The sequence below is a fragment of the Lacicoccus kunmingensis DSM 17847 genome (genome assembly GCF_059568765.1).
Map to the genome: position 1 here is coordinate 35,404 of NZ_JCANUC010000004.1, position 23,500 is coordinate 58,903.

At 42.3% G+C, this 23,500-nt stretch carries 25 protein-coding genes; 6 read left to right on the forward strand and 19 right to left on the reverse strand.

The features are described 5' to 3' along the window. Positions 1-299 precede the first annotated feature (299 nt). The 6 genes from prfB to BO48_RS05795 form a co-directional block, all read right to left on the reverse strand. Positions 300-1,401 (reverse strand): peptide chain release factor 2 gene (gene prfB / locus BO48_RS05770; protein ID WP_496366469.1). Its coding sequence is split into 2 segments (ribosomal slippage): positions 300-1,328 and positions 1,330-1,401, totalling 1,101 coding nucleotides; the frame shifts between segments, so codons are not numbered across the junction. Positions 1,402-1,415: 14 nt separating this feature from the next. After that, entirely contained in the window at positions 1,416-3,941 is a 2,526-nt protein-coding gene (gene secA, locus BO48_RS05775; protein ID WP_496366470.1) for a preprotein translocase subunit SecA, read from the reverse strand. Between the two features lie 159 nt (positions 3,942-4,100). Next, a complete protein-coding gene (gene hpf, locus BO48_RS05780) occupies positions 4,101-4,658 on the reverse strand; it encodes a ribosome hibernation-promoting factor, HPF/YfiA family (protein ID WP_496366471.1) in 558 nt (185 codons plus the stop codon). A gap of 55 nt (positions 4,659-4,713) precedes the next feature. Further along, a complete protein-coding gene (locus BO48_RS05785) occupies positions 4,714-5,388 on the reverse strand; it encodes a ComF family protein (protein ID WP_496366473.1) in 675 nt (224 codons plus the stop codon). Next, positions 5,385-6,635 carry a DEAD/DEAH box helicase family protein gene (locus tag BO48_RS05790; RefSeq protein WP_496366474.1) on the reverse strand — a complete coding sequence of 417 codons (1,251 nt, stop codon included), beginning with the start codon at positions 6,633-6,635 and terminating at the stop codon, positions 5,385-5,387. The genes BO48_RS05785 and BO48_RS05790 overlap by 4 nt, the downstream gene beginning before the upstream one ends. Before the next feature lie 67 nt (positions 6,636-6,702). After that, complete coding sequence (locus tag BO48_RS05795) at positions 6,703-7,572, reverse strand: DegV family protein (RefSeq protein WP_496366475.1); 870 nt, start codon at positions 7,570-7,572, stop codon at positions 6,703-6,705. Between the two features lie 111 nt (positions 7,573-7,683). On the opposite strand from BO48_RS05795, the gene BO48_RS05800 reads away from it, so the two are divergent. Further along, complete coding sequence (locus BO48_RS05800; protein ID WP_496366627.1) at positions 7,684-8,301, forward strand: YigZ family protein; 618 nt, start codon at positions 7,684-7,686, stop codon at positions 8,299-8,301. A gap of 17 nt (positions 8,302-8,318) precedes the next feature. After that, positions 8,319-8,798 carry a hypothetical protein gene (locus BO48_RS05805; protein WP_496366476.1) on the forward strand — a complete coding sequence of 160 codons (480 nt, stop codon included), beginning with the start codon at positions 8,319-8,321 and terminating at the stop codon, positions 8,796-8,798. Here BO48_RS05805 and BO48_RS05810 read toward each other — a convergent pair. Further along, a complete protein-coding gene (locus BO48_RS05810) occupies positions 8,795-9,853 on the reverse strand; it encodes a glycosyltransferase family 4 protein (protein WP_496366477.1) in 1,059 nt (352 codons plus the stop codon). The genes BO48_RS05805 and BO48_RS05810 overlap by 4 nt on opposite strands. Before the next feature lie 129 nt (positions 9,854-9,982). Between BO48_RS05810 and BO48_RS05815 the strand changes: the two genes are divergently transcribed. After that, positions 9,983-10,945: an LCP family glycopolymer transferase gene (locus BO48_RS05815; RefSeq protein ID WP_496366478.1), complete on the forward strand. Its 963-nt coding sequence runs from the start codon at positions 9,983-9,985 to the stop codon at positions 10,943-10,945. A gap of 40 nt (positions 10,946-10,985) precedes the next feature. Continuing rightward, positions 10,986-12,029 (forward strand): GGDEF domain-containing protein, encoded by a 1,044-nt coding sequence (locus tag BO48_RS05820; RefSeq protein ID WP_496366479.1) that lies wholly within the window; start codon positions 10,986-10,988, stop codon positions 12,027-12,029. Positions 12,030-12,056: 27 nt separating this feature from the next. Here the strand turns inward: BO48_RS05820 and ytxJ are convergent, their stop codons facing one another. Continuing rightward, positions 12,057-12,377 carry a bacillithiol system redox-active protein YtxJ gene (gene ytxJ / locus BO48_RS05825; protein ID WP_496366481.1) on the reverse strand — a complete coding sequence of 107 codons (321 nt, stop codon included), beginning with the start codon at positions 12,375-12,377 and terminating at the stop codon, positions 12,057-12,059. A gap of 102 nt (positions 12,378-12,479) precedes the next feature. Here ytxJ and BO48_RS05830 point away from each other — a divergent pair, with 102 nt between their 5' ends. Then, positions 12,480-12,719, forward strand: a complete 240-nt coding sequence (locus tag BO48_RS05830) for a hypothetical protein (RefSeq protein ID WP_496366482.1) — start codon at positions 12,480-12,482, stop codon at positions 12,717-12,719. A gap of 10 nt (positions 12,720-12,729) precedes the next feature. Here BO48_RS05830 and BO48_RS05835 read toward each other — a convergent pair whose 3' ends face one another. Next, complete coding sequence (locus tag BO48_RS05835; protein WP_496366483.1) at positions 12,730-13,626, reverse strand: EMYY motif lipoprotein; 897 nt, start codon at positions 13,624-13,626, stop codon at positions 12,730-12,732. Positions 13,627-13,780: 154 nt separating this feature from the next. Between BO48_RS05835 and murB the strand changes: the two genes are divergently transcribed. After that, a complete protein-coding gene (gene murB, locus BO48_RS05840) occupies positions 13,781-14,722 on the forward strand; it encodes a UDP-N-acetylmuramate dehydrogenase (protein ID WP_496366628.1) in 942 nt (313 codons plus the stop codon). 60 nt (positions 14,723-14,782) lie between these two features. Here the strand turns inward: murB and BO48_RS05845 are convergent, their stop codons facing one another. The 10 genes from BO48_RS05845 to ribD all read right to left on the reverse strand — a co-directional run bounded on the left by BO48_RS05845 (position 14,783) and on the right by ribD (position 23,378). Continuing rightward, positions 14,783-15,865 (reverse strand): siderophore ABC transporter substrate-binding protein, encoded by a 1,083-nt coding sequence (locus tag BO48_RS05845; protein WP_496366484.1) that lies wholly within the window; start codon positions 15,863-15,865, stop codon positions 14,783-14,785. Positions 15,866-15,971: 106 nt separating this feature from the next. Continuing rightward, positions 15,972-16,781 carry an iron ABC transporter ATP-binding protein gene (locus tag BO48_RS05850; protein ID WP_052255672.1) on the reverse strand — a complete coding sequence of 270 codons (810 nt, stop codon included), beginning with the start codon at positions 16,779-16,781 and terminating at the stop codon, positions 15,972-15,974. Further along, positions 16,778-17,737 carry an iron chelate uptake ABC transporter family permease subunit gene (locus BO48_RS05855; protein WP_496366485.1) on the reverse strand — a complete coding sequence of 320 codons (960 nt, stop codon included), beginning with the start codon at positions 17,735-17,737 and terminating at the stop codon, positions 16,778-16,780. The genes BO48_RS05850 and BO48_RS05855 overlap by 4 nt, the downstream gene beginning before the upstream one ends. Next, a complete protein-coding gene (locus BO48_RS05860) occupies positions 17,730-18,698 on the reverse strand; it encodes an ABC transporter permease (protein ID WP_496366486.1) in 969 nt (322 codons plus the stop codon). The genes BO48_RS05855 and BO48_RS05860 overlap by 8 nt, the downstream gene beginning before the upstream one ends. A gap of 127 nt (positions 18,699-18,825) precedes the next feature. Continuing rightward, complete coding sequence (locus BO48_RS05865; RefSeq protein WP_496366487.1) at positions 18,826-19,509, reverse strand: SDR family NAD(P)-dependent oxidoreductase; 684 nt, start codon at positions 19,507-19,509, stop codon at positions 18,826-18,828. Positions 19,510-19,585: 76 nt separating this feature from the next. Then, positions 19,586-19,990 (reverse strand): FixH family protein, encoded by a 405-nt coding sequence (locus tag BO48_RS05870; RefSeq protein ID WP_496366488.1) that lies wholly within the window; start codon positions 19,988-19,990, stop codon positions 19,586-19,588. A 67-nt stretch (positions 19,991-20,057) separates the two neighbouring features. After that, positions 20,058-20,525, reverse strand: coding sequence for a 6,7-dimethyl-8-ribityllumazine synthase (gene ribH / locus BO48_RS05875; protein WP_496366489.1), 468 nt, complete (start codon positions 20,523-20,525; stop codon positions 20,058-20,060). Continuing rightward, positions 20,522-21,712, reverse strand: coding sequence for a 3,4-dihydroxy-2-butanone-4-phosphate synthase (gene ribB / locus BO48_RS05880; RefSeq protein WP_496366490.1), 1,191 nt, complete (start codon positions 21,710-21,712; stop codon positions 20,522-20,524). The genes ribH and ribB overlap by 4 nt, the downstream gene beginning before the upstream one ends. Next, positions 21,702-22,340: a riboflavin synthase gene (locus BO48_RS05885; protein WP_496366491.1), complete on the reverse strand. Its 639-nt coding sequence runs from the start codon at positions 22,338-22,340 to the stop codon at positions 21,702-21,704. The genes ribB and BO48_RS05885 overlap by 11 nt, the downstream gene beginning before the upstream one ends. Then, positions 22,341-23,378, reverse strand: a complete 1,038-nt coding sequence (ribD, locus tag BO48_RS05890; protein WP_496366492.1) for a bifunctional diaminohydroxyphosphoribosylaminopyrimidine deaminase/5-amino-6-(5-phosphoribosylamino)uracil reductase RibD — start codon at positions 23,376-23,378, stop codon at positions 22,341-22,343. Positions 23,379-23,500 lie beyond the last annotated feature (122 nt).

Sequence of the window (23,500 nt, forward strand, 5' to 3'; positions counted from 1 at the left end):
ATGCAGTTTCATCAGCGTGAAATGTTAACTATCCAGTTATATTTGTGTGGTCATGTTAAGTGGTTATGAAATCGATGAGATTGCGTCGTCCTTTTTTTGACTCGATCAGATTTATTTCATATTCATACGTAAGAGGTGAGGGGGGGTTGCTCACTTGTGGTCTTTTCCATACCTGAATGAGCAGATTTACAGATTTGCTGCTCACTTACCGTCTCTTTCACGTCCAAGTGAACAGCAACGTAAGACCACCGCCACATAAAACCAAAAAGAGACACCTTAAAAGATGCCTCCCATAAAATTTATATATTCTCTCTTAAATATGCTTCGATAAACGGATTCAAATCGCCGTCCATCACTTTACTTGTATTGCCGACCTCGTAATTTGTACGGTGGTCTTTGATCATTGAATACGGGTGGAAAACGTATGAACGGATCTGGGAACCCCAGCCGATTTCTTTCTGTTCTCCTTTTACCGCATCGATTTCAGCCTGCTGCTTATCCAGTTCTTTCTGATAAAGCTTGGATTTCAGCATCTTCATCGCCTGTTCACGGTTTTTAATCTGTGAACGTTCATTTTGACATGTGACGACGATACCTGTGTCATGATGTGTAATCCGCACGGCAGAATCTGAGGTGTTGACATGCTGTCCGCCGGCGCCGCTGGAGCGGTATGTGTCGACATTGATGTCTTCACTTTTTACTTCGATTGAAATATCATCGTTATCGAACTGGGGGGTCACTTCACATGACACGAACGATGTGTGTCTGCGCCCGGATGAATCGAATGGTGAAATCCTCACCAGGCGATGGACACCCTTCTCAGCCTTCAACAGTCCATATGCGTTCGGGCCTTTTATTGACAGTGTGACGCTCTTAACACCGGCCTCATCGCCAGCCTGGTAATCCATCGTCTCAACTTTGAAGTCCTGCTGTTCAGCATATCTGTTGTACATTCTGAGCAGCATCTCCGCCCAGTCCTGACTTTCCGTACCGCCAGCCCCGGGATGGAGTTCAAGCACGGCATCCAGGTAATCGTGCTCATCGCTCAGCAGAATGTTCAGTTCGTATTCATCAAACTTCTCTTCCGCTTCTTTGACATTCTCATCAATCATTTCATGCATATCTTCATCGTCTTCTTCTTTCAGCAATTCAAGAGATACTTCAATATCATCTATTGAATCCCGAAGCTCATTAAAACCGTCGACGATTTTCTTTATATGATTGTTGCTGTCGATTACTTTTTGCGCCTCTTCCGGATCATTCCAGAACTCAGGCTGCACCATCTTGTCTTCATTTTCATGAATCTGGGTTTCCATCTCTTCTAAGTCAAAGAGACCCCCTGAAGTCTTTTAGTTTTTCTTTCTTAGCTTCTATAAAGTTCTTGATATCTGATAGTTCCATTGCATCGTACTCCTTTAGCTGCCATGACAGTTTTTATATTTTTTCCCTGAACCGCAAGGGCAAGGGTCGTTGCGGCCGACTTTCACTTCACGCTTTTTCGGTGCTTTCTTAACTTTAGCCTTGCCGTCTCCTGTATGCATTTCTTTTTTATCTATGACTTGTTCACGCTTCAGCTCTTCATCCGACTTCACTTCTGTCTTCAGAACATACTTGGCTGTGTCGTCCTCGATTGCCACCAGCATGTCTTCAAACATTTGAAGCCCTTCATTCTGATACTCACGGAGCGGGTTGATCTGACCGTAGGAACGGAGATGGATACCGGTACGAAGCTGGTCCATGCTGTCGATATGCTCGACCCATTTTTTATCCATCGTCCGGAGCATCATCATACGTTCGAACAGACGCATTTTCTCTTCTCCGAGTTTCTCTTCTTTCAGCTCAAGTTCCTTGTTCACTTTTTCCATCAATATTTCAAAGATTTCTTCTGATTCTCTGTGCTCGATTTCCTCAACCGTCACTTCACCTTCACGGAAATAAAGATCATTGGTTGTAATGATGAACTGGTCATAATCAATATGCTCGGCATCATCAATGTTATAAAATTCGACTGTGCGTTCAACCGAAGATTCAATCATGCCCATCAGCTGATCACGCACATCTTCATTATCTATGATGTCATTACGTTCCTGATAGATGATTTCCCTCTGGCGTCTGAGTACATCATCATATTGCAACAGTCGTTTACGCGCATCAAAGTTATTACCTTCCACACGTTTCTGTGATGATTCAACCGCTCTTGAAATCATTTTCGATGTCAGTTCTTCCCCGGACATGCCGAACCGGTTCATCGTACTTTGAATACGCTCCGACCCGAAACGTTTCATCAGATCATCTTCGAGCGACAGATAGAATGTACTGATACCGACATCCCCCTGACGCCCGGCACGTCCGCGGAGCTGATCGTCAATACGGCGGGATTCGTGTCTTTCTGTACCGATGACGGCAAGACCGCCCGCTTCTTTGACGCCTTCCCCGAGTTTAATGTCCGTACCGCGGCCGGCCATGTTCGTCGCGATTGTCACCGCGCCTTTTTTACCGGCATTCTGGATAATCTCTGCTTCTCTCTCGTGGTTTTTCGCATTCAGCACGTTATGCCGTATGCCTTTTTTACGAAGAAATTCAGAAATCAGTTCACTCGTTTCAACTGCGACTGTACCAATCAGAATCGGCTGGCCGTTTCTGTGCCTTTCGATGACTTCTTCGATAACCGCCTTGAACTTGAATTCTTTGCTGGAGAAAATCTTGTCTGTCCGGTCTTCACGGGCAATCGGTTCGTTTGTCGGTATTTGAGTCACTTTCATATTGTAAATATTGATGAACTCTTCTTCCTCGGTCTTTGCTGTACCGGTCATACCGGACAACTTTTTAAACTGTCTGAAGAAGTTCTGGAATGTGATGGATGCCATCGTTCTGGATTCATTTTGAATGTCTACACCTTCTTTGGCTTCAATCGCCTGGTGCAGGCCGTCAGAGAACCGGCGGCCTTTCATTGTACGACCCGTAAACTGGTCGACAATGACGACTTTATCTTCCTCGACAACATAATCCACATCTTTCTCCATTGAGTAGTGGGCTTTCAGCGCCTGGTTGATATGATGCAGCAGATTGACATGCTTCACATCGAACAGGTTGTCAATTTTGAACCATTTCTCAGATTTGCCGATACCGTCTTCAGTGAGCTGAATGCCTTTTGTCTTAACATCATATGTGAAGTCATCGTCTATTTTAAGCATTTTAACGAATGCATTCGCCTGAAGGTATTGGGTATTGGACTGATCCGCCTTGCCTGAAATAATTAATGGTGTTCTTGCTTCATCGATTAAGATTGAGTCCACTTCGTCAATGATTGCATAATTCAGTTCACGGAGCACACGGTCTTTTTTGTATGTGACCATGTTATCCCGTAAATAATCGAAGCCCAGTTCGTTGTTTGTCGTATAAGTAACGTCTTGTGCAAATGCTTCCCGTTTCTCTTCACTGTTTTTCTGGTTCAGGTTTAAACCGACAGTAAGTCCGAGAAAGTTATACAGCACAGACATCTCTTCCATCTGGGTTGCGGATAAATATTCGTTCACCGTAATGACATGGACCCCTTTGCCCGTCAATGCATTCAGATATACAGGCATAACCGCGGTCAAAGTCTTACCCTCACCGGTTTTCATTTCCGATATATCACCTTTATGCAGGGAGATACCGCCCATGATCTGGACCAGATACGGTTCCAGACCCAGCGTTCTTCTTGAAGCTTCCCTTGCTACCGCAAAAGCTTCCGGTAACATTTCATCCAGTAATTTGGCTTCTTTTTTATCATCATCTTCAACGTCTTTAAGACGTTCTTTAAATTCATCAGTTTTAGCCTGAAGCTCTGTATCGTTCAGCTCCATCATATCAGATCGATAACTATCAACTTTTTCAGCCTGCTTACGCAAAGACTTTACTTCAAACCGATTGCCATCAAATAATTTATTTAATACGCCCACGATAGCTCTCTCCTCATTCTTTAAACAAGTATTAATACATCACATAATTTTACCACTTTTTCTGTAAAAATAAAAACAGGACGCACAACTTCAGCTTCCGAAGGTTACACGTCCTGCCACTTTTTAAATTTCATTATTATAATTTAATTGTTCAGAATGCTAGTTTGTTTCAATGACTGCATATTTACCGTCTCTGCGCCTGTAGACTATGCTTGTGCTTTCAGTATAACGGTCGTTGAATACGAAGAAATCATGCCCCAGCATGTTCATCTGCAATACCGCCTCTTCAGAATCCATCGGTTTCAATGTGAATTCCTTTGTACGGACGATTTCAATGCCGTCGTCATTTTGTTCTTTCTCTTCGGCTCTTTCATTTTCAATCGCTCTGAACAACTCTATTTCAGGATCTTTTTCTCTGAATTTACGATTGATTTTTGTTTTGTGCTTGCGAATCTGTCTTTCAAGTTTATCTACGATCAGATCCACCGCAGCATACAAATCATCATGGCTTTCTTCTGCGCGTAAAGTAAGATTTTTCATCGGGATGGTTATTTCCACTTTTCCCTTCTTATTGTTGTAAGTCTTAATGTTTACATGCGCATGAGTGTTTAGTGCATCATTGAAATAACGTTCCAATTTGCTGACTTTGTCCTCAATATGCGTTCTGATCGCATCCGTTACTTCAATGTTTTCTCCTCTGATTTCACATCTTATCATGATGCACGCCTCCTTAATTTGCTATTTCGCTTCGTATTTATTATACCATATTCGATCACGCTTTTGAAAACGTTAACACATCGATGTGCGCCGGGTTCCGCTGCATTATAATTTCAGCCGCATGATGAACAGTAATACCTGTAGTATATATATCGTCTACAATCAATATTCGTTTATCCAGTATCTTAACATCCTTCTGTCCTTCCTCAAAAGAAAAAGGATTAACACTTGTCATTCTTTCATATTTCGACAACTCCGACTGCAACTGGACTTTATTCGTTGCAAGAAGTTCAGTATATCGGGTGCCTGAACGCTTCAGCACTTCCGTGATCTGATTGAAACCCCTCTCCCCGAGCCGGTGCTTTGATACCGGAATCGGCACAATCACATCATACTGCCACTCTTTGATATCAATAAAATCCGCCATCACTTCAGCAAGCGCAACATCCCTTACAAATTTATAGCGGTGCATCATCATTTTCACTTCACTGTTATAATCCAGCAGACACCTGATATTCCTGACAGGCGTGAACCGCCGGCTGATAAAAGCACAGTCACTGCAGTCCTCCTCGCCGCCGGCCATAATTTTCAGGCAGCGGCGGCATCTCTCACCGCGCCTCCAATTTGTCAGCTTCAGATGACAGCTTTCACAAACCTTTTTCGGCTTTGAAAACAAGTTCAGCAAATTGAGCTCGACCGTGATTTTCCCGTGACAGTACAAACATATCATACGACCGCACTCTCTTTGTTGAACGCTTTGATCGTCCGTACCGTCTTTTGAATATGATGCGTATTATACAAAGTGATGAAGTGCACACTCCCCGTCGGGTCCTGCGGCTTCCTGCCCACACGGCCGCATATCTGGATCAGTGTATCCGATGGAAAATATTCAGTATGGACCACGATGACATCCAGATTTTCAAACGTCACGCCCCTTTCCAATATGGTCGTCGAGAGCAGTATTTTAATCTCACCCTCCCGCATCCGTTCCACCTTTGAATACCGCGCCTCATCCCCGCTGTACACCGTCTCAGCATCACCGAAATGTTTTAATATCAGAGGATAGGCATCATACATCATTTTTATTTCGGGAAAGAAAACCAGTACTCTTCGATCTGCCGCCGTAATGCCGTCAAGCAGACGCTTCAGTTTTCCATTCAGACGCTTCCGCTGCACTCCCTTATTGACGTTGCCGTAATGGATCACCGGGACCGTCAGATCATGCCCATGATAACGGCGCGCAATGTGATATACATTGCCCTCTCCCACATAGTTCACCATCTTCCTTGTCGGTGTGGCACTCATGATGATGATATTCCCGTCAGCTGTCCCCGCTTTATCTATCGCGCCGAGCAGATGTTTATCATCCGCGAGGGGAAATGCATCATATTCATCGACGATGATACAGTCGAAATGATCATGAAAATTATACAGCTGATGGACGGTGCATACCGTAAAATGATGTTTGAACTTCACTTTGACACCAGCAAACATCAAATCAATCCGGCTTTTTCTGAATGCATCACCGAGTCTCAGATGCACTTCCTTGACCACATCTATTCTCGGACTGACGACGGCCACATTCATACCGTGCTCCCGTGCATATTTGATGCCTTCAAAAATGATTTCCGTCTTTCCCGCACCGGTCACGGCATGGAGCAGCAGGTGCCGGCGCTCCCTGATTGCAGAAACGACTCTTTGTGATGCGTCCTTTTGAATATTGGTCAGCTCGAAATTCAGTTCATAGTCGCACGTTTCACTCTTTCTTCGGGTTTCTGTCGCCCGAAGCGCCGTCATGCTGTCCACACGCCCCAGCCCGATACAGTTCAGACAGTATTTGACAGTCTTATCGTACAGTTCGGAATAAAATTCATAAAACAGTTTCTTATCTTTGTTATGACAGCGGTGGCAGATGCTTTTACTGATATCCACACCCGCTTCCTTATAAACAACTTCTCCATTGGTATTAAAATACATCTTCTTCCCCCATAAAAAAAGACGCAGCGAATAAGCTGCGTCCATTATCATTTAATTTGTGTTTGATTTAATCGACCTCGACATCATATGTCGTATAGCCGAGACCGAGCGCCCCTTCACCGAGATGGGTGCCGATCACAGGCCCGAAATAGCTCAGTGTGAACTTTACATGCGGGTGGAGCGACTCCAGCTCCGCTTTCCATTCACGGCCTTCTTCTTCAGCATTACTGTGAATGATGACTGCTGTAATATTTTTATTCTGGTGATTTTCAATTTCCTGACCGAAAACTTCCTGAACCTTTTTCTTCGCTTTCTTCTTCGTCCGGATCTTTTCGTACGGCACAATCATACCGTCCTCGAAATCAAGAATCGGCTTTACTTTCAGCAGACTGCCGACAAGTGCCTGGGCGTTCGACAGACGTCCGCCCTTTTGAAGGTTCGTCAAAGTGTCCACGATAAAGTAGGCGTTCGTATTTTCCTTCTTCTTCATCTCTTCGACATTTTCAAGAAGCGCTTCAAGTGACATCTTATCTTTGTTCTGTGCGGCATACAGCGCCAGGAATCCCTGCACAAATGCGGCCACCTCACTGTCCACCACATGCACATTGATGCCTTCGACGCTTTCTCCTGCGGATACTGCACTCTGGCATGTACCGCTGATTTTAGATGACAGATGGAAACTGATTACATCTGTATAACCGTCACGGTACAATGATTCCAGCAACAGGATATAATCTCCGATAGACGGCTGGCTTGTGGTTGGCAAAGTATCCATATTCGCCATCTTTTCAAAAAATTCTTCTGTGGTGATGTCCACACTTTCCCTGTATGTTTCCTCTCCCATTACAACACTTAATGGAATGATATATATATCGTACTTTTCTATTAATTCTTCCGATAAATAAGCAGTTGAATCTGCTACGATTGCTGTCTTCATTTAGTATCCTCCATTCAAACCGACACACTCATGAGTATTTTACTAAATCCACTGTATAAAGTCTATGTGTTACTATAATTTTAAGAGGTGATATTTTTGGAACAGAAATATATGAACCATCACACAAAAACAGAAGAGACAGTCATTAACAAATCAAGGTTCATCGGCTATATAAAAAGAACTGAAACCGAAGAAGAGGCGAAGGCCTTTATTTCGGAAATTAAAAATAAACATAAAGATGCCACGCATAACTGCAGCGCCTATATCATCGGCAAAAGTGCGCTGATACAAAAGGCGGATGATGACGGAGAGCCGTCAGGAACGGCAGGCGTGCCCATTCTTGAAGTATTGAAGCGGGAACTGCTGTATAATGTCACTGTTGTCGTCACACGTTATTTTGGCGGCATCAAGCTTGGCGCCGGCGGCCTGATCCGCGCTTATTCGGGCGGGGCAAGCGAAGTCGTCCAAAGTGCAGGCAAAGTATATGAGGTTGCCATGGTGCCTTTTGAAATTACTATGGACTATACTTACACAAGCAAATTTGAACATGTACTGGCGGAGAGTCCGCATATAATAAAAGATACTGCGTATACCGACAAGGTCACTTATACGGTCCATACACCGCTTGAAAATGTGGATGCACTGACTGATTTGATCAGTGAGATCACACAGGGCACCCATACTCTCGTCCAGGGGGATGAAGTGACTGCTGAAAATGTACTGACATAAACATTTGGAGGTCCGTCATGAGTATTTGGTTTTTATTGAACGGCGCGCTTTTAATATGGGCATTATGGAATGTCATCGAGAGCCTGGCAGTCCACACAACCTACTATCATGTGCTGCTCGGATTTGCCGGTTTTTTATTTTTCATCTTCAATTGGACAAGAAACGCGGTCTTTGCAACCATCCGCAATACGAAAGACCGGCAGAAGAAAATCAGGCTTGCAAAATTTTCTAAGAAAATAATGCCCTATCACCGGTGGACAGGGACATTATCTGTAATCTTAATATTGGCCCACGGCGCAGCTGTACTGTATCTGTACAATTTCGACTTGACGAACATGAAGATTTTAACCGGACTGCTCGCCGCATCAGCGATGCTGGCATTAGTGCTATCCGGATGGTACAGCCTGCTGATCCGTCATGACCTGATGACCAGAAACCTGCACAGGCGGCTCGGCCTTTCTTTGTTCATACTCGTCGCCCTGCATCTGGTATTCTAGTTGACAGAAACAATTTTACCGACCATTTTACGCAGGAAATTGAGCACTGGCTTTCTATTGTTATCGGTCAGGTTTGTCGCTTCAACGATGATCACCGTGGTCAGGATCAGCAACGTCGAGATGATGATTGCACCCGGCACTGTGGACAGAAAGAGAATGATGCTTGCACCCGCATAGAGCAGTGCCATGAAATAGATCAGAATCACACTTTCCACATGTGAAAAGCCCAGGCTCTGCAGCTTATGGTGGATATGACTTTTATCGGCGCTGACGATGGATACTTTCTTCCGGTAGCGGCGGAGTATCGCAAATAGCATATCCAGTATCGGCACACTTAAAATGATAACCGGGAAAAATAAAGAAATCAGAGTAATGTTTTTAAAGCCCATCAGGGAAACGACACTGATGACGAACCCGAGGAGCATCGCTCCGTTATCACCAAGGAATATTTTAGCCGGATTAAAGTTATACACCAGAAATCCTGCACATGAACCGACCAAGATGACACAGATCATCATGACGAATATATCACCCTGCAGAATTGTTATAAACGCAATACTTGAGAGGGCGATGATGGAGACGCCTGTTGCCAGGCCGTCCAGACCGTCTATGAAGTTAATCGCATTGATGATAGCCGCCATCCAAAGTACAGTTACCGGAATCGCAAAGATACCGAACTCTATTTCGATACCGAACGGTGTAATTCTGTCTATGACGATGCCGTAATAGATGGGCACAAGCGTTACTAATATTTGGCCGACCAATTTAAAGATCGGCTTCAGATCAAATTTATCATCGATCAGTCCAAGAAGAACAATCAGAACACCGCCGATGATGATCGGTTTGAATTCTATTTCTATCGGCCTTGAAACAAGGATACCGATAATGAATGAAATTAAAATCGCAACCCCGCCAAGATGAGGTATCGGCTTTTTATGGACTTTGCGTAAATTCGGACGGTCGACAAATCCAAGTTTTTTTGCCATCCAAATGAATATAGGGGTTAAAATAAGTGATATCATAAAGGACATCAAGAGTAGAAAGAAAGTATACATACCCATCACCGTTCATTATATTTTCAATTTAATATATCACATTCAAAATATGAAATCGAATTGAATCTGTATTTAAATTAAGTTCTTTTCATTGTATAATTATATCAATCAAACAAAGGAGTTAAATTTATGAGACAAACCAGACGTAAAGGATTACACCCGGTATTTATCGTAATGATTGTCATTTTATTAGTGTTCATCCTTATTGTAGGTGGAATACTGGCATATGTATACTTCCAGCTTAGAAGTACTGCAAATAATATGTACGATGATGAATTTGAAGGTTCACAATCCAACCTCAGACAGGCCGAAGTCGAAATCAGCGAGGGTGATCCGATATCAGTCGTTCTATTCGGTACCGATGACGACCAGGCTCGTAATGAAGACATGAGAGGACGACGTTCAGACACAATCATGGTCGTCACTTTAAATCCGGACACCGGCGAAGGCAACATCGTAAGTATTCCAAGAGATACACAGGCAGAAATTGTCGGCCGTGATTCCGTTGAAAAGATTAACCATGCTTATGCATACGGCGGTCCGATGATGGCAAAAGATACAATTGAAAACTTTTTAGATGTACCGATTGACTACTTCGTTTCCATCAATATGGACGGATTTACAAACATCATAGATGAAGTCGGCGGCATTTCAGTCACAAGTGAAGATACTTTTGAACAATCCGAGTATTCCTTCCAGGCCGGTGAAACATACGAAATGGACGGAGAAATGGCTCTGGCCTTCTCAAGAGCAAGGTACGACCCGGGCTCAGGCGGAGACTCAGGCCGTCAGCAAAGACAGCAGCAGGTGGTTCAAAGCATCGCTGATGAACTGATGAGTGTTCAGACAGTAACCAATTTCAATTCTATTTTAGACGTACTGGGAGAAAATATCCGTACGAACATCCAGTTTAACGAAATGAATAAACTGCGTTCGACCTACCAGGAACCGGCTCAAAATCTGGACCGACTGCTACTTGATGGTTATGACGAGCGTTCACAGGATGACGGATTGTATTACTTCTTCCCGGATGAGGCTTCATACAATGAGGTCACTTCAGAACTGAAGAGCAACCTTGAAATCGAAGAATAAATATGTTCAGCAATAAAAATTTTGATGGGAGAGTGATCATATGCTATTAGATTTTGTTTTGAACATCTCATTGACAATCAGCGGCATCTATCTCTTCCATCGCATTCAATATACTGAAGACACAGCAAGGTTATCATCACCGATGTTTCAGGTGACGTTGATGATCACCTTAGCCGTCCTTCTTTTATTTGTACCGATTGATTACCGCGGCTACAGTTTCAGTCTGTTTTTCGTTCCTATGCTCCTGATACAGAACAAAGTGCATATTAAAATTGCAGGCATGGTGATAGTTTCTGCCGCTCATTACTTTCTTATCAGTCACAGCCTGATGGAAATCGTGATTTTTGCCGGGTTGTATTTCATAGTGGTGTTCAGTGTTCCGTTTTTCAAATCAGTCAACACCACTATCATCACCTGGATCAATCTGATATTCACGCTGCTCTTTTTGACAGGTATTCATCTTTTCATCCAGCCTCTTGTGCTGATGCAGTTTGTCATCATCACTGCGATGAGCTCGGCCGTCATGGTCACCGCGAGTATCATGTACCAGGATATCAATTCCACGGTGAAAGTGCTCAAGCGTCTGCACACGGAGGATTATGTCGATCATTTAACACAGCTCGGCAATATAAAAGCGCTGGATAATGAAGTCAACCGTCTGAATCAGAAAGCTGAAAATGTCAGTATGCTGCTAATCGACATCGATCACTTTAAAGTGATCAACGATATGCATGACTATACTGCGGGTGACGCTGTCATTAAACAGATTACGGGACTGCTCAAAAACTATGTGCCGACCGGCGGGTCCATTTACAGAAACAGCGGTGAAGAATTTGCGATGCTCATACCGGATATTTCTTTCGATAAAACTGTACGTCTTGGCGAAGCGATACGAAATGCAGTTGAAAATACAAAATTCCATGTTGGGGAAAACGAAGTCATTAAGCTGACCGTTTCTGTTGGTATCGGCTTTAAAACTGAGGAAACGAGCAGAAGACAGCTTTTCAAAGATGCAGACAACATGCTGCATGCAGCTAAAAAGATGGGACAGAATCAGGTGATGTTTTCACCGATAATAAAATAAACCCAAACTGAATGTTTGGGTTTATCTTTAATCTTCCACTGAAGCAAGGTTTGTCAATGATATTTTGTTATGCGAATCATGCCACTTTACTTCACTGTTATCAAAGTAAAAAGCCTGAGGCGATTCATGTTTAATATCATATTTTTCACTAATATAGTTGGATAGTTCTCTGTGGTCTTGTACAATTAAATAGTATCCATCGATATCTCTTTCATAATGGAATTTTTGAAATTCTTCAAAAGCTCCTGCAGAAATGGGACAGGTATTTGAATGTTTAAGAAAGAAGAAAAATTCTTTTGAATCTAACAGTTTATCAAATGAATCAATATTTGTTATTTTAGTTAACATTTCATCACCTTCTTATTAAACTTAGTATAATCTATCATTAATTCAATTATATAGCAAATGGAATATTTTACATATTACATTTTCCGGATTGGAGGTAGTCTTATGAACAAGCCGATTAAGCGCTGGAACATGCTCGATACAGTAAATCTGGCATTATTCCTTGTCGTCATTCTGTTTTTCCTGGATTTCAATAATAACGCGACAATATCATATGCATTGCTCGGAGTTTTTGCATTGTGGATTGTCACATTGATTTTCCGCAATGTATTCATCAGTAAAATTGAAAATAATCCGAATCATCCATTATATGAAAAACAAGTGCGAGGAAAGAAAAAAATATAGAGTGGTCGTTTTACTCACCACTCTGTAGTTCTTCCAATTCTTGTTTGTATTCCTCATCCAGTCTCTGGTAACTTTCCTGCAAAGATAAAATATTTTGGAGCTGGATATTCTGCAGCTTCTCATTATAGATCATTGTGTTCTTTCTTTCTTCATAGTAGGAGACATAGCCATAATACATCTCGAGACTGACTGTTCTCACCCTATTGGCCTTCTGAGTGGATAAATTGATCTGATTCAGCGAATCCACATGTTCATCAAGCATCGGCAGCAATACTTCATCAATCTGTTTCTGTTTGCTCTCTATGGATTCATCACCTTCAAGTATTTTAGAGGCCTCATCAAGTTCTTCGCTGTTTGAATTCAGCTGATCGATCAGAGTATTGATTTCATCCACGACCGCATCATCCGATGCATTTTCGATGATCTCCTCTCTCTCTTTTTGATTATCCATAAATGACTGACTGAGGGAAATCAGCCGCTCACTTGCCTCGACAGAGTTCTGATATGTGCTTAAATAATCACTCAACTGTTCTGCAAATTCATATTTTACTTGAGCACTTTCTACAAAATTCTGGTGCTGCTCTTTTATATCTTCATCGCTCACTTCTATTTCTTCCACTTTTGTATTCAATGATTCTGCAAGGGGTAGTACCTCACCTTCAAGTTTAGAAATCATCTCTTCCAATTCTTCACTTTCAAAATCAGTATCCAAGTCAGAGATATGATTTTGTATTTTATCACTATCTATATTATCCAGGTGATTGGTTAATTCGTCATTTATAGTGTAAATTTCATCCATCTGCTGCTGATATCCTTCAATTTCTTCAGCTAAACGATTGCCACATGCACTTAATATTAATATAAAAATAAGCAATAAATTAAAGGTGACCATTTGTTTCACTTTCACTCAAGTCACATCCTTATTTATATAGAACCAAAAAGCAAAATTATAGTAAAAATATAACATATTCACTGTTTGTATACAAACTTCGTGAGTGTCAGTTCCAAAATCGGGAATATTCATTTATAATGATTAATAGCATAATTCGAAAGGATTTGTAATTGTGGATAAGAAGCTGATCGAGCAAGACTTGAAAATGCAATTAAATAACTCAACTATAAAAACTAATGAACCACTAAAAAATTACACATATACTGAAACTGGGGGGCCTGCAGATTTCTATATCACTGTAGGTGACTTTGATGATGCATGTAAAGTACTGCAGTACTGCAGTGAAAACCATGTTCCCGTCACATATCTCGGCAACGGCTCCAACATCATCATCAGAGATGGCGGCATCAGAGGCGTCGTTTTAAACCTGCTCGCTCTGACTCATCTGAACATCGAAGATAATGTAATCACCGTCGGCAGCGGGAGAGCCATCATCGAGGTTTCAAGGTTCGCCAGGGACAACACCGTCAGCGGCCTGGAGTTTGCGTGCGGCATCCCGGGCAGTGTCGGCGGAGCTGTTTATATGAATGCCGGCGCTTACGGCGGTGAAGTGAAAGATTGTCTGCTCGAAGCCACAGTTGCAACAGAGCACGGCGAGCTCATGACTCTGTCGAATGAGGAGCTTGAACTTGCCTACCGCCGGAGTATCATCCAGGAAAATAATTATGTCATTTTAGAAGCGAAGTTCAAGATGACACCTGCCAACATTGAAGACATCAATGCGATGATGGATGACTTGACCGAACGCAGAGAAAGTAAACAGCCGCTCGAATATCCTTCATGCGGCAGTGTATTCCAAAGACCGCCCGGTAACTTTGCAGGTAAACTGATTCAGGACAGCGGTCTTCAGGGTCACCGTATCGGCGGTGTTGAAGTTTCCAAGAAACATGCAGGGTTCATGGTCAATGTAGATAACGGCACTGCCGGTGATTACGAAGACCTGATCAATTTCGTCAAAAACACAGTTAAGGAGAATTACGGCATCGAACTCGACACAGAAGTGAGAGTCATCGGTGAACCTGTTTACAAAAGAGTCCACAAACATAAATAAACACTGTTAAAATTTTTATACAAAAAAGGATCCGTAAATTACGGATCCTTTTTCATTTTATTATTCTGTCAGGCTGTCTACAGCCTCTTCAACTTCATCAATTTGAACCATGCCGGTTTCATAACCGCCCGCGTTCAAGTACCATACCTGCGGATTAAGTGAGAAAATATTCTCATTCTGTACGGCTGTTGCCGATTCCGTAGTAGAATTAATCAGTGTATCAACCGGTGTCGCTTCTCCACCGCCTGCTACTGCACCTCTGTCCATTACAAACATCAGCGCCGGATCAGCATTTGCTATAAACTCATAGTTTACCTGTGAACCGTGGCTGTCACTTGCATCGTCAAATTCGTCGGCTGAACTAAAACCGAATGTGTCATAAAGGTAACCAAATCTTCCACCTGTACCATGGAAGGATACAGAGCTTTCACCATTGGTCTGGATGAAAAGCATAGAATTGTCTTCAACCTCTGCAACTTTATTGCTTACTTCTTCTATTCTGTTATCCATATCTTCTACCAAAGTGTCGGCCGCTTCCTCTTCACCATATAACTCACCGATAAGCTTTGTCATTTCTTGGATATCCTCAAAATATGATGCATTATCAGCAGCTACATATAAAATGTCGGCATCAGGTGCGACTCTTTCAAACTCTGCCAAGTTATTTTCTGTTGCCTGGCGACCGTGAATCATGATGACATCAGGCTGTAATCTTGCGATTTCTTCGAAGTCCGGATCTTTCAATCCGCCCAGGTTCGCATATTCATCGGACTCAAATTCTGACAATGTTTCAGATAATGAGCCATTTCCTTCACCTTTAGGCAGTCCTGCTATTTTGTCTTCCAGACCCAGTGCCTGGAAAGTTGAAACTACACCCAGGTCAAAAATAGCGACCTTTTCCGGGTTTTTAGGTACTTCAATCGTTTCTGTCACTTCTTCGCCTTTTGCGCCACGGTCTTCGCCATCTCCTGGTGATACTTCAAATGTGTTTTCGAAGCTCACAGTTTCTTCAGACGATTCCTCAGCACCCGCTGACGATTCTTCGGAAGATTCACTGTCATCTCCGCCATTTGAATTACCACACGCTGCTAATACTAAAACAAGTGCAAATGTTAACATTAAGTATAAATTTCTGAATTTCATTCCTTTACCTCTTTCCAAATAATAGTGATTTTTAGCCCCCACTAAAAAATACTACTATATTACATCCGATATTAGTCCATCACCTCCTTAAAGTTTGAAGCAGAGTTTATATCTGCGCCTGTTCTTTAACAAAGTCATCCACTGTCGCATCAGCATGTTCATCAAAATAAATACAGATCTGATGCCCCATGATACATTCGATGTTTATTTCCATTTCGTAAATCTCTTCAAGAATATCTTTCTTGATCACTTCATTCTTCGTGCCGCTGATTGCGACCTCACCATCTTTAAGTGCAACGATATTATCTGAATAACATGATGCGAAGTTGATATCGTGAATAACGATAATGATGGTTTTATTTCTTTCACGTACAAGCCTTCTCAATATTTGCATAATCTGTACTGAATGCTTCATATCAAGGTTGTTGAGCGGCTCATCGAGGAATATATACTCTGTATCCTGTGCAATTGTCATTGCAATGTAAGCACGCTGTCTCTGCCCGCCTGAAAGTTCATCTATATAGCGGTCCTCGAACTGTTCAAGTTCCATATAGTTGATCGCCTCATCAATCAAAGCATTGTCTTCTTTTGTCAGACGGCCTTTCGAATATGGATAACGTCCGAATGCAATCAGCTCACGGACAGTAATTTTCAATTCAAGATGATTCGACTGTTTTAAGATGGATATCTTTTTAGCCAAATCCGTATTGGGTTGGGTGAATATATTGTCACCTTCCAGCAGCACTTCACCGCTGTCATTGTCGAGTAATCTGGTAATCATTGATAATACAGTACTTTTTCCTGCTCCGTTCGGGCCGATCAAAGAAGTGATTTTACCTTTTGCAATCGATAACGATACATCATCAACCACTTTTTTGTCACCATACAACTTTGTGATTCCTTTGACGCTAATCATTCGCGTCCCCTCCTAAGCATTAAATAAATAAAGTAAACGCCACCAACCAAGTTAATTATAACACTGATTTCTACACTGTTCTGGAAAACGAACTGTACTATCATCTGTCCGACAACTAAAGCTATGATGCTGATTAAAGATGTTCCGATGATCAAATATATATGTTTATATGTTTTAAAAAGTTCGTGTGCGATATTTACGACCAGCAGTCCCAAAAACATTATCGGACCGACCAGTGCTGTAGAAACCGACACAAGTATTGCCACAATAACAAGTAACTGTGAAACTTTCCTATCATAATTTACACCGAGGTTTATCGCGCCGTCCCGGCCGAGTGCCAGCACATCCAGCGAGTGAAAATCCTTAAACACGATGATCAGCATAATTATAAGGATAACCGCTGTCAGCAGCATCAGGTCTTCATTGACCACATTGAATGATGCAAACAGTGTGTTCTGCAGCACCAAAAAGTCATCCGGACTGATGAGCTGCTGCATGAATGTCGACAGGTTGCCGAAGAAGGTACCCAATATGATACCGATCAGCAGCAGGATGAACACGTTACTTTTCGTCAGTTTAAATAAATACCTGAAAACGAAAAGTGTAAATAATGTCAGCAGGCCTAAACTGAGAAAGTAGTTGAAGTGTGAGTTCAGAAGAAACGGAGAACTCACGCCTGCGATAAATACAATCGATGTCTGTATGAAAACATAGACAGAATCGAGTCCCATTATCGATGGTGTTAAGATTCTGTTTTTAACGATAGTCTGAAAAATCACTGTAGAAACTGCAATCGCAACCCCAACAATCACTATTGAGAGTATGCGCCTTCCTCTTGACGGTAATTGGTAGAAAAGAATATCAAAATCAATTTGGAAGAGCATATAAAAAACGATGACTATGACCGTTACGATTGACAGTCCTAAAAGGAGTCTGTTTTTATGATCTTTAAGCATCCGCTCTGACCCTCCTGAATATCATCCACAAGAAGATAGAGCTGCCAAATATAGCAATCATCAAACCGACTGAGATTTCATATGGATAGATGAGAAGTCTGCCTAAAATATCACAGATCATCACAAATATCGCACCTAAAACTGCGGTTAAGTATATCGTCTTTTGGAGATGGTCTCCTCTGAATATTGAAACGATATTGGGTATGATCAACCCGAGAAATGGCAGCATACCGACTGTTACAACAACGAGTGCTGTAATTGCTGCGGTGATAAATAATCCGGTGTATAAAATTCTTGTATAGTTCATACCAAGGTTTTTGGAGAAGTCTGCGCCCATGCCCGCAACGGTAAATTGATTTGCAAAAAGGATTGCGACAATGAGCAGTGGAATACTTATGTATAAAATCTCATACCTGCCTGATATAACTGTTGAAAAACTCCCATGCATCCAACCGGTGATAATCTGCAGTGTATTCGTTCTGAGCGCGATGAATGTTGCAATACTTGAAACAACACCGCCGAGCATCAGCCCGATAAGCGGAACGAAAATAACATCTTTCAGTTTGATACGTGTGATGATCTGCATGAATAGTAATGTACCGAACATGGACAGTATTAACGCAAATGCCAGTCTGCCGAATAAGTTAATGGCCGGAAATGCTATGATACCGATTAAAATACCCAGCTGTGCCCAGTCCATCGTACCGGCAGTTGTAGGAGAAACAAATTTGTTTCTTGTGAGCTGCTGCATAATCAGACCACTGACCGCAAGCGAAGCTCCGGCAATTATAATCGAAACCGTTCTTGGAAATCGACTGGATGCCAATATATTTTTCTGCTGCTCTGATAAACTAAATATCTCATTTATAGATAGTGGAATTACTCCTACAAACATAGAAATTATAGATAAGACTATAAGTATGATAATCAGAATATCAAGACGAAATAATTTTTTTGCCATTTCCACCATCCTTAACTGATAATGATTATCATTACGAGCGTAATTAATATTATACACCCTATATGCCGTTTTTCAAGCAGGATGATTAATATTACCAATAAAAAACTACCTGTGGAAAGGTAGTCTTTTAATTTATGATGATTGTTTCCCCGGTCGGCTGTGTACCGCTGTCTGACAATATATCCATGACAGTGCCGATCGCCTCGGGATTTGATCTTTCAAGCGACTCGTCCATCGATTCTTTAAATGATGGTCTGTAGCTCAGTGCATATACGTCCACATCTTCCTTGCTCAGTTCAATTGCTGTGGAATGAGTCAGTGCTTCTATCGCACCGGTTACAGTGTAATATAAGTTGCGCTCATAAATTTCTTCAAATGACGGTTCAATCACATTGATGATTTTAGCTTCTCTTTCATCTTTCAATAAAGGACGCAACACTCTCGTTCCGAGGTATGTCCCCCAGATATGCTCGTTCACCACTTCACTGAACTCTTCGAAACCTAAATCATATATGGATTTACTTTCCGTATGAATGGTGTGTACGAGGATGATACCGTTAAGGCTTTCAAAGTCCTTCTCTATTTCCGAAAGCACATTCAGCCAGTCAATCTCTTTCGACTGCTGCAGCAGAACTGCACTATGATGTCCTGTCGAGTCGGTCTGTATCTCTTCAAGCAAAGCATCCAATTCGACATGATCCAAACTTGTCAGTATCAAGTTTGCTCCAGCACCTGCAAGGTGCTTGGATAAATCAGAGCCAAGAGGTGATGTTGCATTTGCCACTATATAAGTCTTATCATCCAATCTCATGTTAACCTCCTGTTACTGTAGTAACATTAGTATACCCAAATATAGCCTCAGTTACACAGATAAATACGCAATTTTGTTACTCTACTATAACCTCTGAACTCGGCATAGTGTGTAAAGAAAATGCATCCACATGAGATATTACAGTATATGTCCCCGCTTCATCAAATGTAAATTCTACCGTGTATTCTCCGTTCTCTGAGTGTTCAGCGGTGATTTCTTCCACTGTCTCTTCATTTTCATCCTGAACTTCGAACATGACGTGATCCGCATCTGTGACATCTTCTTCATTCGATGTAACATGTGCTGTCATTTCTACAGTTTCACCGGACATGATATGGTCAGGTGTAAATAATTCAACATCCAATGTTCTCATTTCATCGGATTCCGGCGCATCATGGTTCATGTCACCCTCGTCCCCGTTGCCGCAGGCAGCTAAAAATACGCTTGCCAGGACCGCCAGCAATAATGTTTTAATATTCATATCATCACTCCTTTCCACAATACTATAACATTACTTTAAAGCTGGGCATTCCTCATTTTTATACATTTTATGACTTTAATTCATTCATCAGATTGGCCATCTCGATTGCAGCGTTCGCGGAGTCCACTCCTTTGTTGCCCATCTTTGTGCCTGCACGTTCAATCGCCTGTTCAATATTTTCTGTTGTGACGACACCGAATATTACCGGTACATCGGTCGTAAGCCCCGCTTCCAGTATTCCTTTGGCAGATTGATTGCACACATAATCATAATGCGTTGTGCTGCCCCGGATGACACAGCCGAGCGCGATGATCGCATCATACTTCTCTGATTCCGCCATCTTTTTCGCAACAAGCGGTATTTCAAAAGCACCGGGCACATATACAAGATCGATGTCATCACTGGCGACCTGGTGGCTGACCAGCGCGCCTTCTGCCCCATTTATCAACTGATTTGTAATGAAATCATTGAATCTGCCTGCGACGATACCGATTTTAAGACCTTCACCTGTCATTGTTGTTTGAATTGTATTCATTTGATATCCTCCTGTAATTGATGTCCCAGTTTTTCTCTTTTAGTTTTTAAATAATCATCATTGTATATATTCGCTTCCACTATATGACTGCGTCTGTTCACCTGAATGGCGTCTTCGGCAAGTCCCGCCGCTTTTTTAGGATTATTGCTGAGGAGCGTCACTTCATTCAGCCCCAATATTTTCAGCATGCCGCCTGCAGCCTCGTAAGTTCTTAAATCTGCATTGAAGCCCAGATGTTCATTCGCAGTGACTGTGTCAAACCCCTGTTCTATCAATTCATATGCTTTCAGCTTATTCAAAAGGCCGATACCTCTGCCTTCCTGTCGCATATATAAAATGATTCCGTCCTCTTCACTGATGATTTTCATCGCTTTTTCCAGCTGCTCACCGCAGTCACAGCGTGCACTGTGAAAAACATCTCCGGTCAGACATTCCGAGTGGATTCTGACATTCATATTCTGTCTGATATCACCGTGAACAAGTGCCACATGTTCTTCACCCGTCAATTTATCTTTGAAACCGTGCATTTTAAAAGTACCGAAAGCCGTCGGCAGATTGACTTCGCTGTCCTGTTCAACTCTATGGTCTTTTAAAATAAACTTCTTCAAATCTTCAATCGTAATCATTTTCAGCTGATGTTTCTTTTTATATGTGTTCAAATCATCCACTCTCGCCATCGTTCCGTCATCATTCATGATTTCACAAATGACGCCTACAGGTTTCGCACCGGCCAATTTGCTCAAGTCCACCGATGCTTCCGTATGCCCCATACGTTCAATGACGCCGCCGGGCTTCGCGACCAGCGGGAATATATGCCCCGGCATGTTGAAATGTGAAGGTTTTGAATCACTGTCTATCAAAGCCATAATCGTATCAAAACGTTCAAATGCACTGATGCCTGTTGTTGTCGTATGGTGGTCGACCGATACTGTAAATGCTGTCGAATGCGGATCACTGTTCTCATCAGCCATCGGCGGCAGTTCAAGATTCCGGGCAATGCTTTCTGCCATCGGCGTGCATATCAGCCCGCGCCCATAAGTTGCCATGAAATTGATCGATTCCGGTTTTAAATATTCTGCGATGCCGACCAGGTCCCCTTCGTTTTCCCTGTCTTCGTCATCGACCACTATAATCAGCTCACCGTTCTTAAGTGCTTCCAGCGCTTCAGTAATAGAATCAAACATCAAGACCACCCGCTTTACTTAATTTTGTAATGTCCAGGTCTCCGTGCTGCAGCAGATGTTCGATGTGTTTAATTATCTGATCCGCTTCTATATTCACTGTATCCTGCACTTGTCTACTGCCCAGAATGGTACGTTCAATCGTTTCAGGAATTAAATTCAACGTAATCGTCTCTTCTTCATGATTCACTTCAAATAAAGTCAGGCTGATGCCGTCAATCGTCACGGACCCTTTATCCGCCATATACTTCATCAGGCGGGACGGGCACTTTATTGTCATGACGACGGCGTTGCCGTCATTTAACACTTCAGTGACTGTTCCCATATCGTCCACATGTCCGCTGACGAGGTGGCCGCCGAGACGTTCTGACAGCTTCAAAGCACGTTCCAGGTTCACTTCTTCTCCATCACTTATATTTTTAAGACTTGTAATTCTTTTCGTTTCATTGATCATGGTGACCTTGAATGATTGCCCTGTAATATCATAGGCGGTCAAACATACACCGTTCACAGCGACCGAGTCGCCCTCTTTTAAATCATCAAATCCGGCGTTATTTATTGTGAGTTCTGTATCATCTGCTGTGCTGTTTACATTAAGCACTTTGCCTTTTTGTTCAATTAATCCTGTAAACATCTAATTCCTCCTGTATGTCAATTTTAAATCTGACCGGAGTTTTTCGACGTCTGTAAGTTTTAAATGAATGATTTCATCCATCGTTGACACTGAAGATTGAAACAATTCATGTTTTGACCTACCAAATAATTTCGGGGCAATGTATAAAATTATTTGATTGTACAGTTCTTCTTTAATGAAGGCCGTTAATGTTTTTGCACCGCCTTCGACTAAAACACTGCTGATATCATAATCCCGGTATAGTATTTCCAATATTTCTCCATTGGAAAACTGTCCGAATTCAATATGATATTTCTCGTTGAATTTTTTATTTTCAACGTTATTCGTAAAGATGACAGGCATTTTCGGATGGTCCTCAATTTTAAGGCCGTCTTTCAGCAATCTGCTGCCTAACAGGATGATCGGTCTCGGATGATTGCCGCCGCCTTCAATCCTTGCAGTAAGACGCGGATCATCATCCAACAGAGTACCGCCGCCTGTCAGAATCGCATCATGCTCATGCCGTAAATGCTGGACATCTTCTCTTGACTCTTCATTCGTAATCCAGCGGCTCGTACCGTCATCAAGAGCAAGCTTGCCGTCCAGACTGACTGCACTTTTCAAAGTGACATTCGGCCTCCCCGCGGACAGATGACTGAAAAAATCTTCGTACATTTCATCTGCTGCTTCATGAGGCGCGTGCACAGCCTGCACACTGTGGTCTTCCAGAACAGTGTGACCGGAAACTTTTGGATTTTCATCTTTGACGGCATAAAATACTCTTTTTATTCCTGCATTGATGATTGCTTTTGTGCACGGCGGTGTTTTGCCATGATGTGAACAAGGTTCCAGAGTCACATACATATCTGCACCCGCCGGGTCTTCAATGCATGACTTTATCGCCTGCACTTCAGCATGGTCAGTCCCCATTAACAGATGGCTGCCCATGCCGATGACTACGCCGTCTTTTACAATCACTGCACCGACTGTCGGATTCTTTTCTGTCTGGCCGCCTGCGATATTCGCTGCAGCGACCGCTTTGTCCATATAAATACTCAAGTTTTCCCTCCTGAACAAAAAAAGACGCCAATGAAAAATATTCATCGGCGCCTCAAAATTTGTATGCTAAATAATGCGCTGCATACAGCCAGCACAAAATAAACGTATGATATACGCATGCA

Bases quoted from the DNA above. Each gene is read 5' to 3' on its own strand.
- BO48_RS05810 (WP_496366477.1), bottom strand. From the start codon at position 9,853: ATGTATACTTTCTTTCTACTCTTGATGTCCTTTATGATATCACTTATT.
- BO48_RS05830 (WP_496366482.1), top strand. From the start codon at position 12,480: ATGAACAAGCCGATTAAGCGCTGGAACATGCTCGATACAGTAAATCTG.
- BO48_RS05790 (WP_496366474.1), bottom strand. From the start codon at position 6,635: ATGTATTTTAATACCAATGGAGAAGTTGTTTATAAGGAAGCGGGTGTG.
- BO48_RS05850 (WP_052255672.1), bottom strand. From the start codon at position 16,781: ATGATTAGCGTCAAAGGAATCACAAAGTTGTATGGTGACAAAAAAGTG.
- BO48_RS05885 (WP_496366491.1), bottom strand. From the start codon at position 22,340: ATGTTTACAGGATTAATTGAACAAAAAGGCAAAGTGCTTAATGTAAAC.
- BO48_RS05805 (WP_496366476.1), top strand. From the start codon at position 8,319: ATGAGTATTTGGTTTTTATTGAACGGCGCGCTTTTAATATGGGCATTA.
- BO48_RS05845 (WP_496366484.1), bottom strand. From the start codon at position 15,865: ATGAAATTCAGAAATTTATACTTAATGTTAACATTTGCACTTGTTTTA.
- ribH (WP_496366489.1), bottom strand. From the start codon at position 20,525: ATGAATACAATTCAAACAACAATGACAGGTGAAGGTCTTAAAATCGGT.
- ytxJ (WP_496366481.1), bottom strand. From the start codon at position 12,377: ATGTTAACTAAAATAACAAATATTGATTCATTTGATAAACTGTTAGAT.
- BO48_RS05815 (WP_496366478.1), top strand. From the start codon at position 9,983: ATGAGACAAACCAGACGTAAAGGATTACACCCGGTATTTATCGTAATG.
- BO48_RS05860 (WP_496366486.1), bottom strand. From the start codon at position 18,698: ATGGCAAAAAAATTATTTCGTCTTGATATTCTGATTATCATACTTATA.
- BO48_RS05785 (WP_496366473.1), bottom strand. From the start codon at position 5,388: ATGATATGTTTGTACTGTCACGGGAAAATCACGGTCGAGCTCAATTTG.
- BO48_RS05800 (WP_496366627.1), top strand. From the start codon at position 7,684: ATGAACCATCACACAAAAACAGAAGAGACAGTCATTAACAAATCAAGG.
- BO48_RS05820 (WP_496366479.1), top strand. From the start codon at position 10,986: ATGCTATTAGATTTTGTTTTGAACATCTCATTGACAATCAGCGGCATC.
- BO48_RS05795 (WP_496366475.1), bottom strand. From the start codon at position 7,572: ATGAAGACAGCAATCGTAGCAGATTCAACTGCTTATTTATCGGAAGAA.
- BO48_RS05865 (WP_496366487.1), bottom strand. From the start codon at position 19,509: ATGAGATTGGATGATAAGACTTATATAGTGGCAAATGCAACATCACCT.
- hpf (WP_496366471.1), bottom strand. From the start codon at position 4,658: ATGATAAGATGTGAAATCAGAGGAGAAAACATTGAAGTAACGGATGCG.
- BO48_RS05870 (WP_496366488.1), bottom strand. From the start codon at position 19,990: ATGAATATTAAAACATTATTGCTGGCGGTCCTGGCAAGCGTATTTTTA.
- BO48_RS05855 (WP_496366485.1), bottom strand. From the start codon at position 17,737: ATGCTTAAAGATCATAAAAACAGACTCCTTTTAGGACTGTCAATCGTA.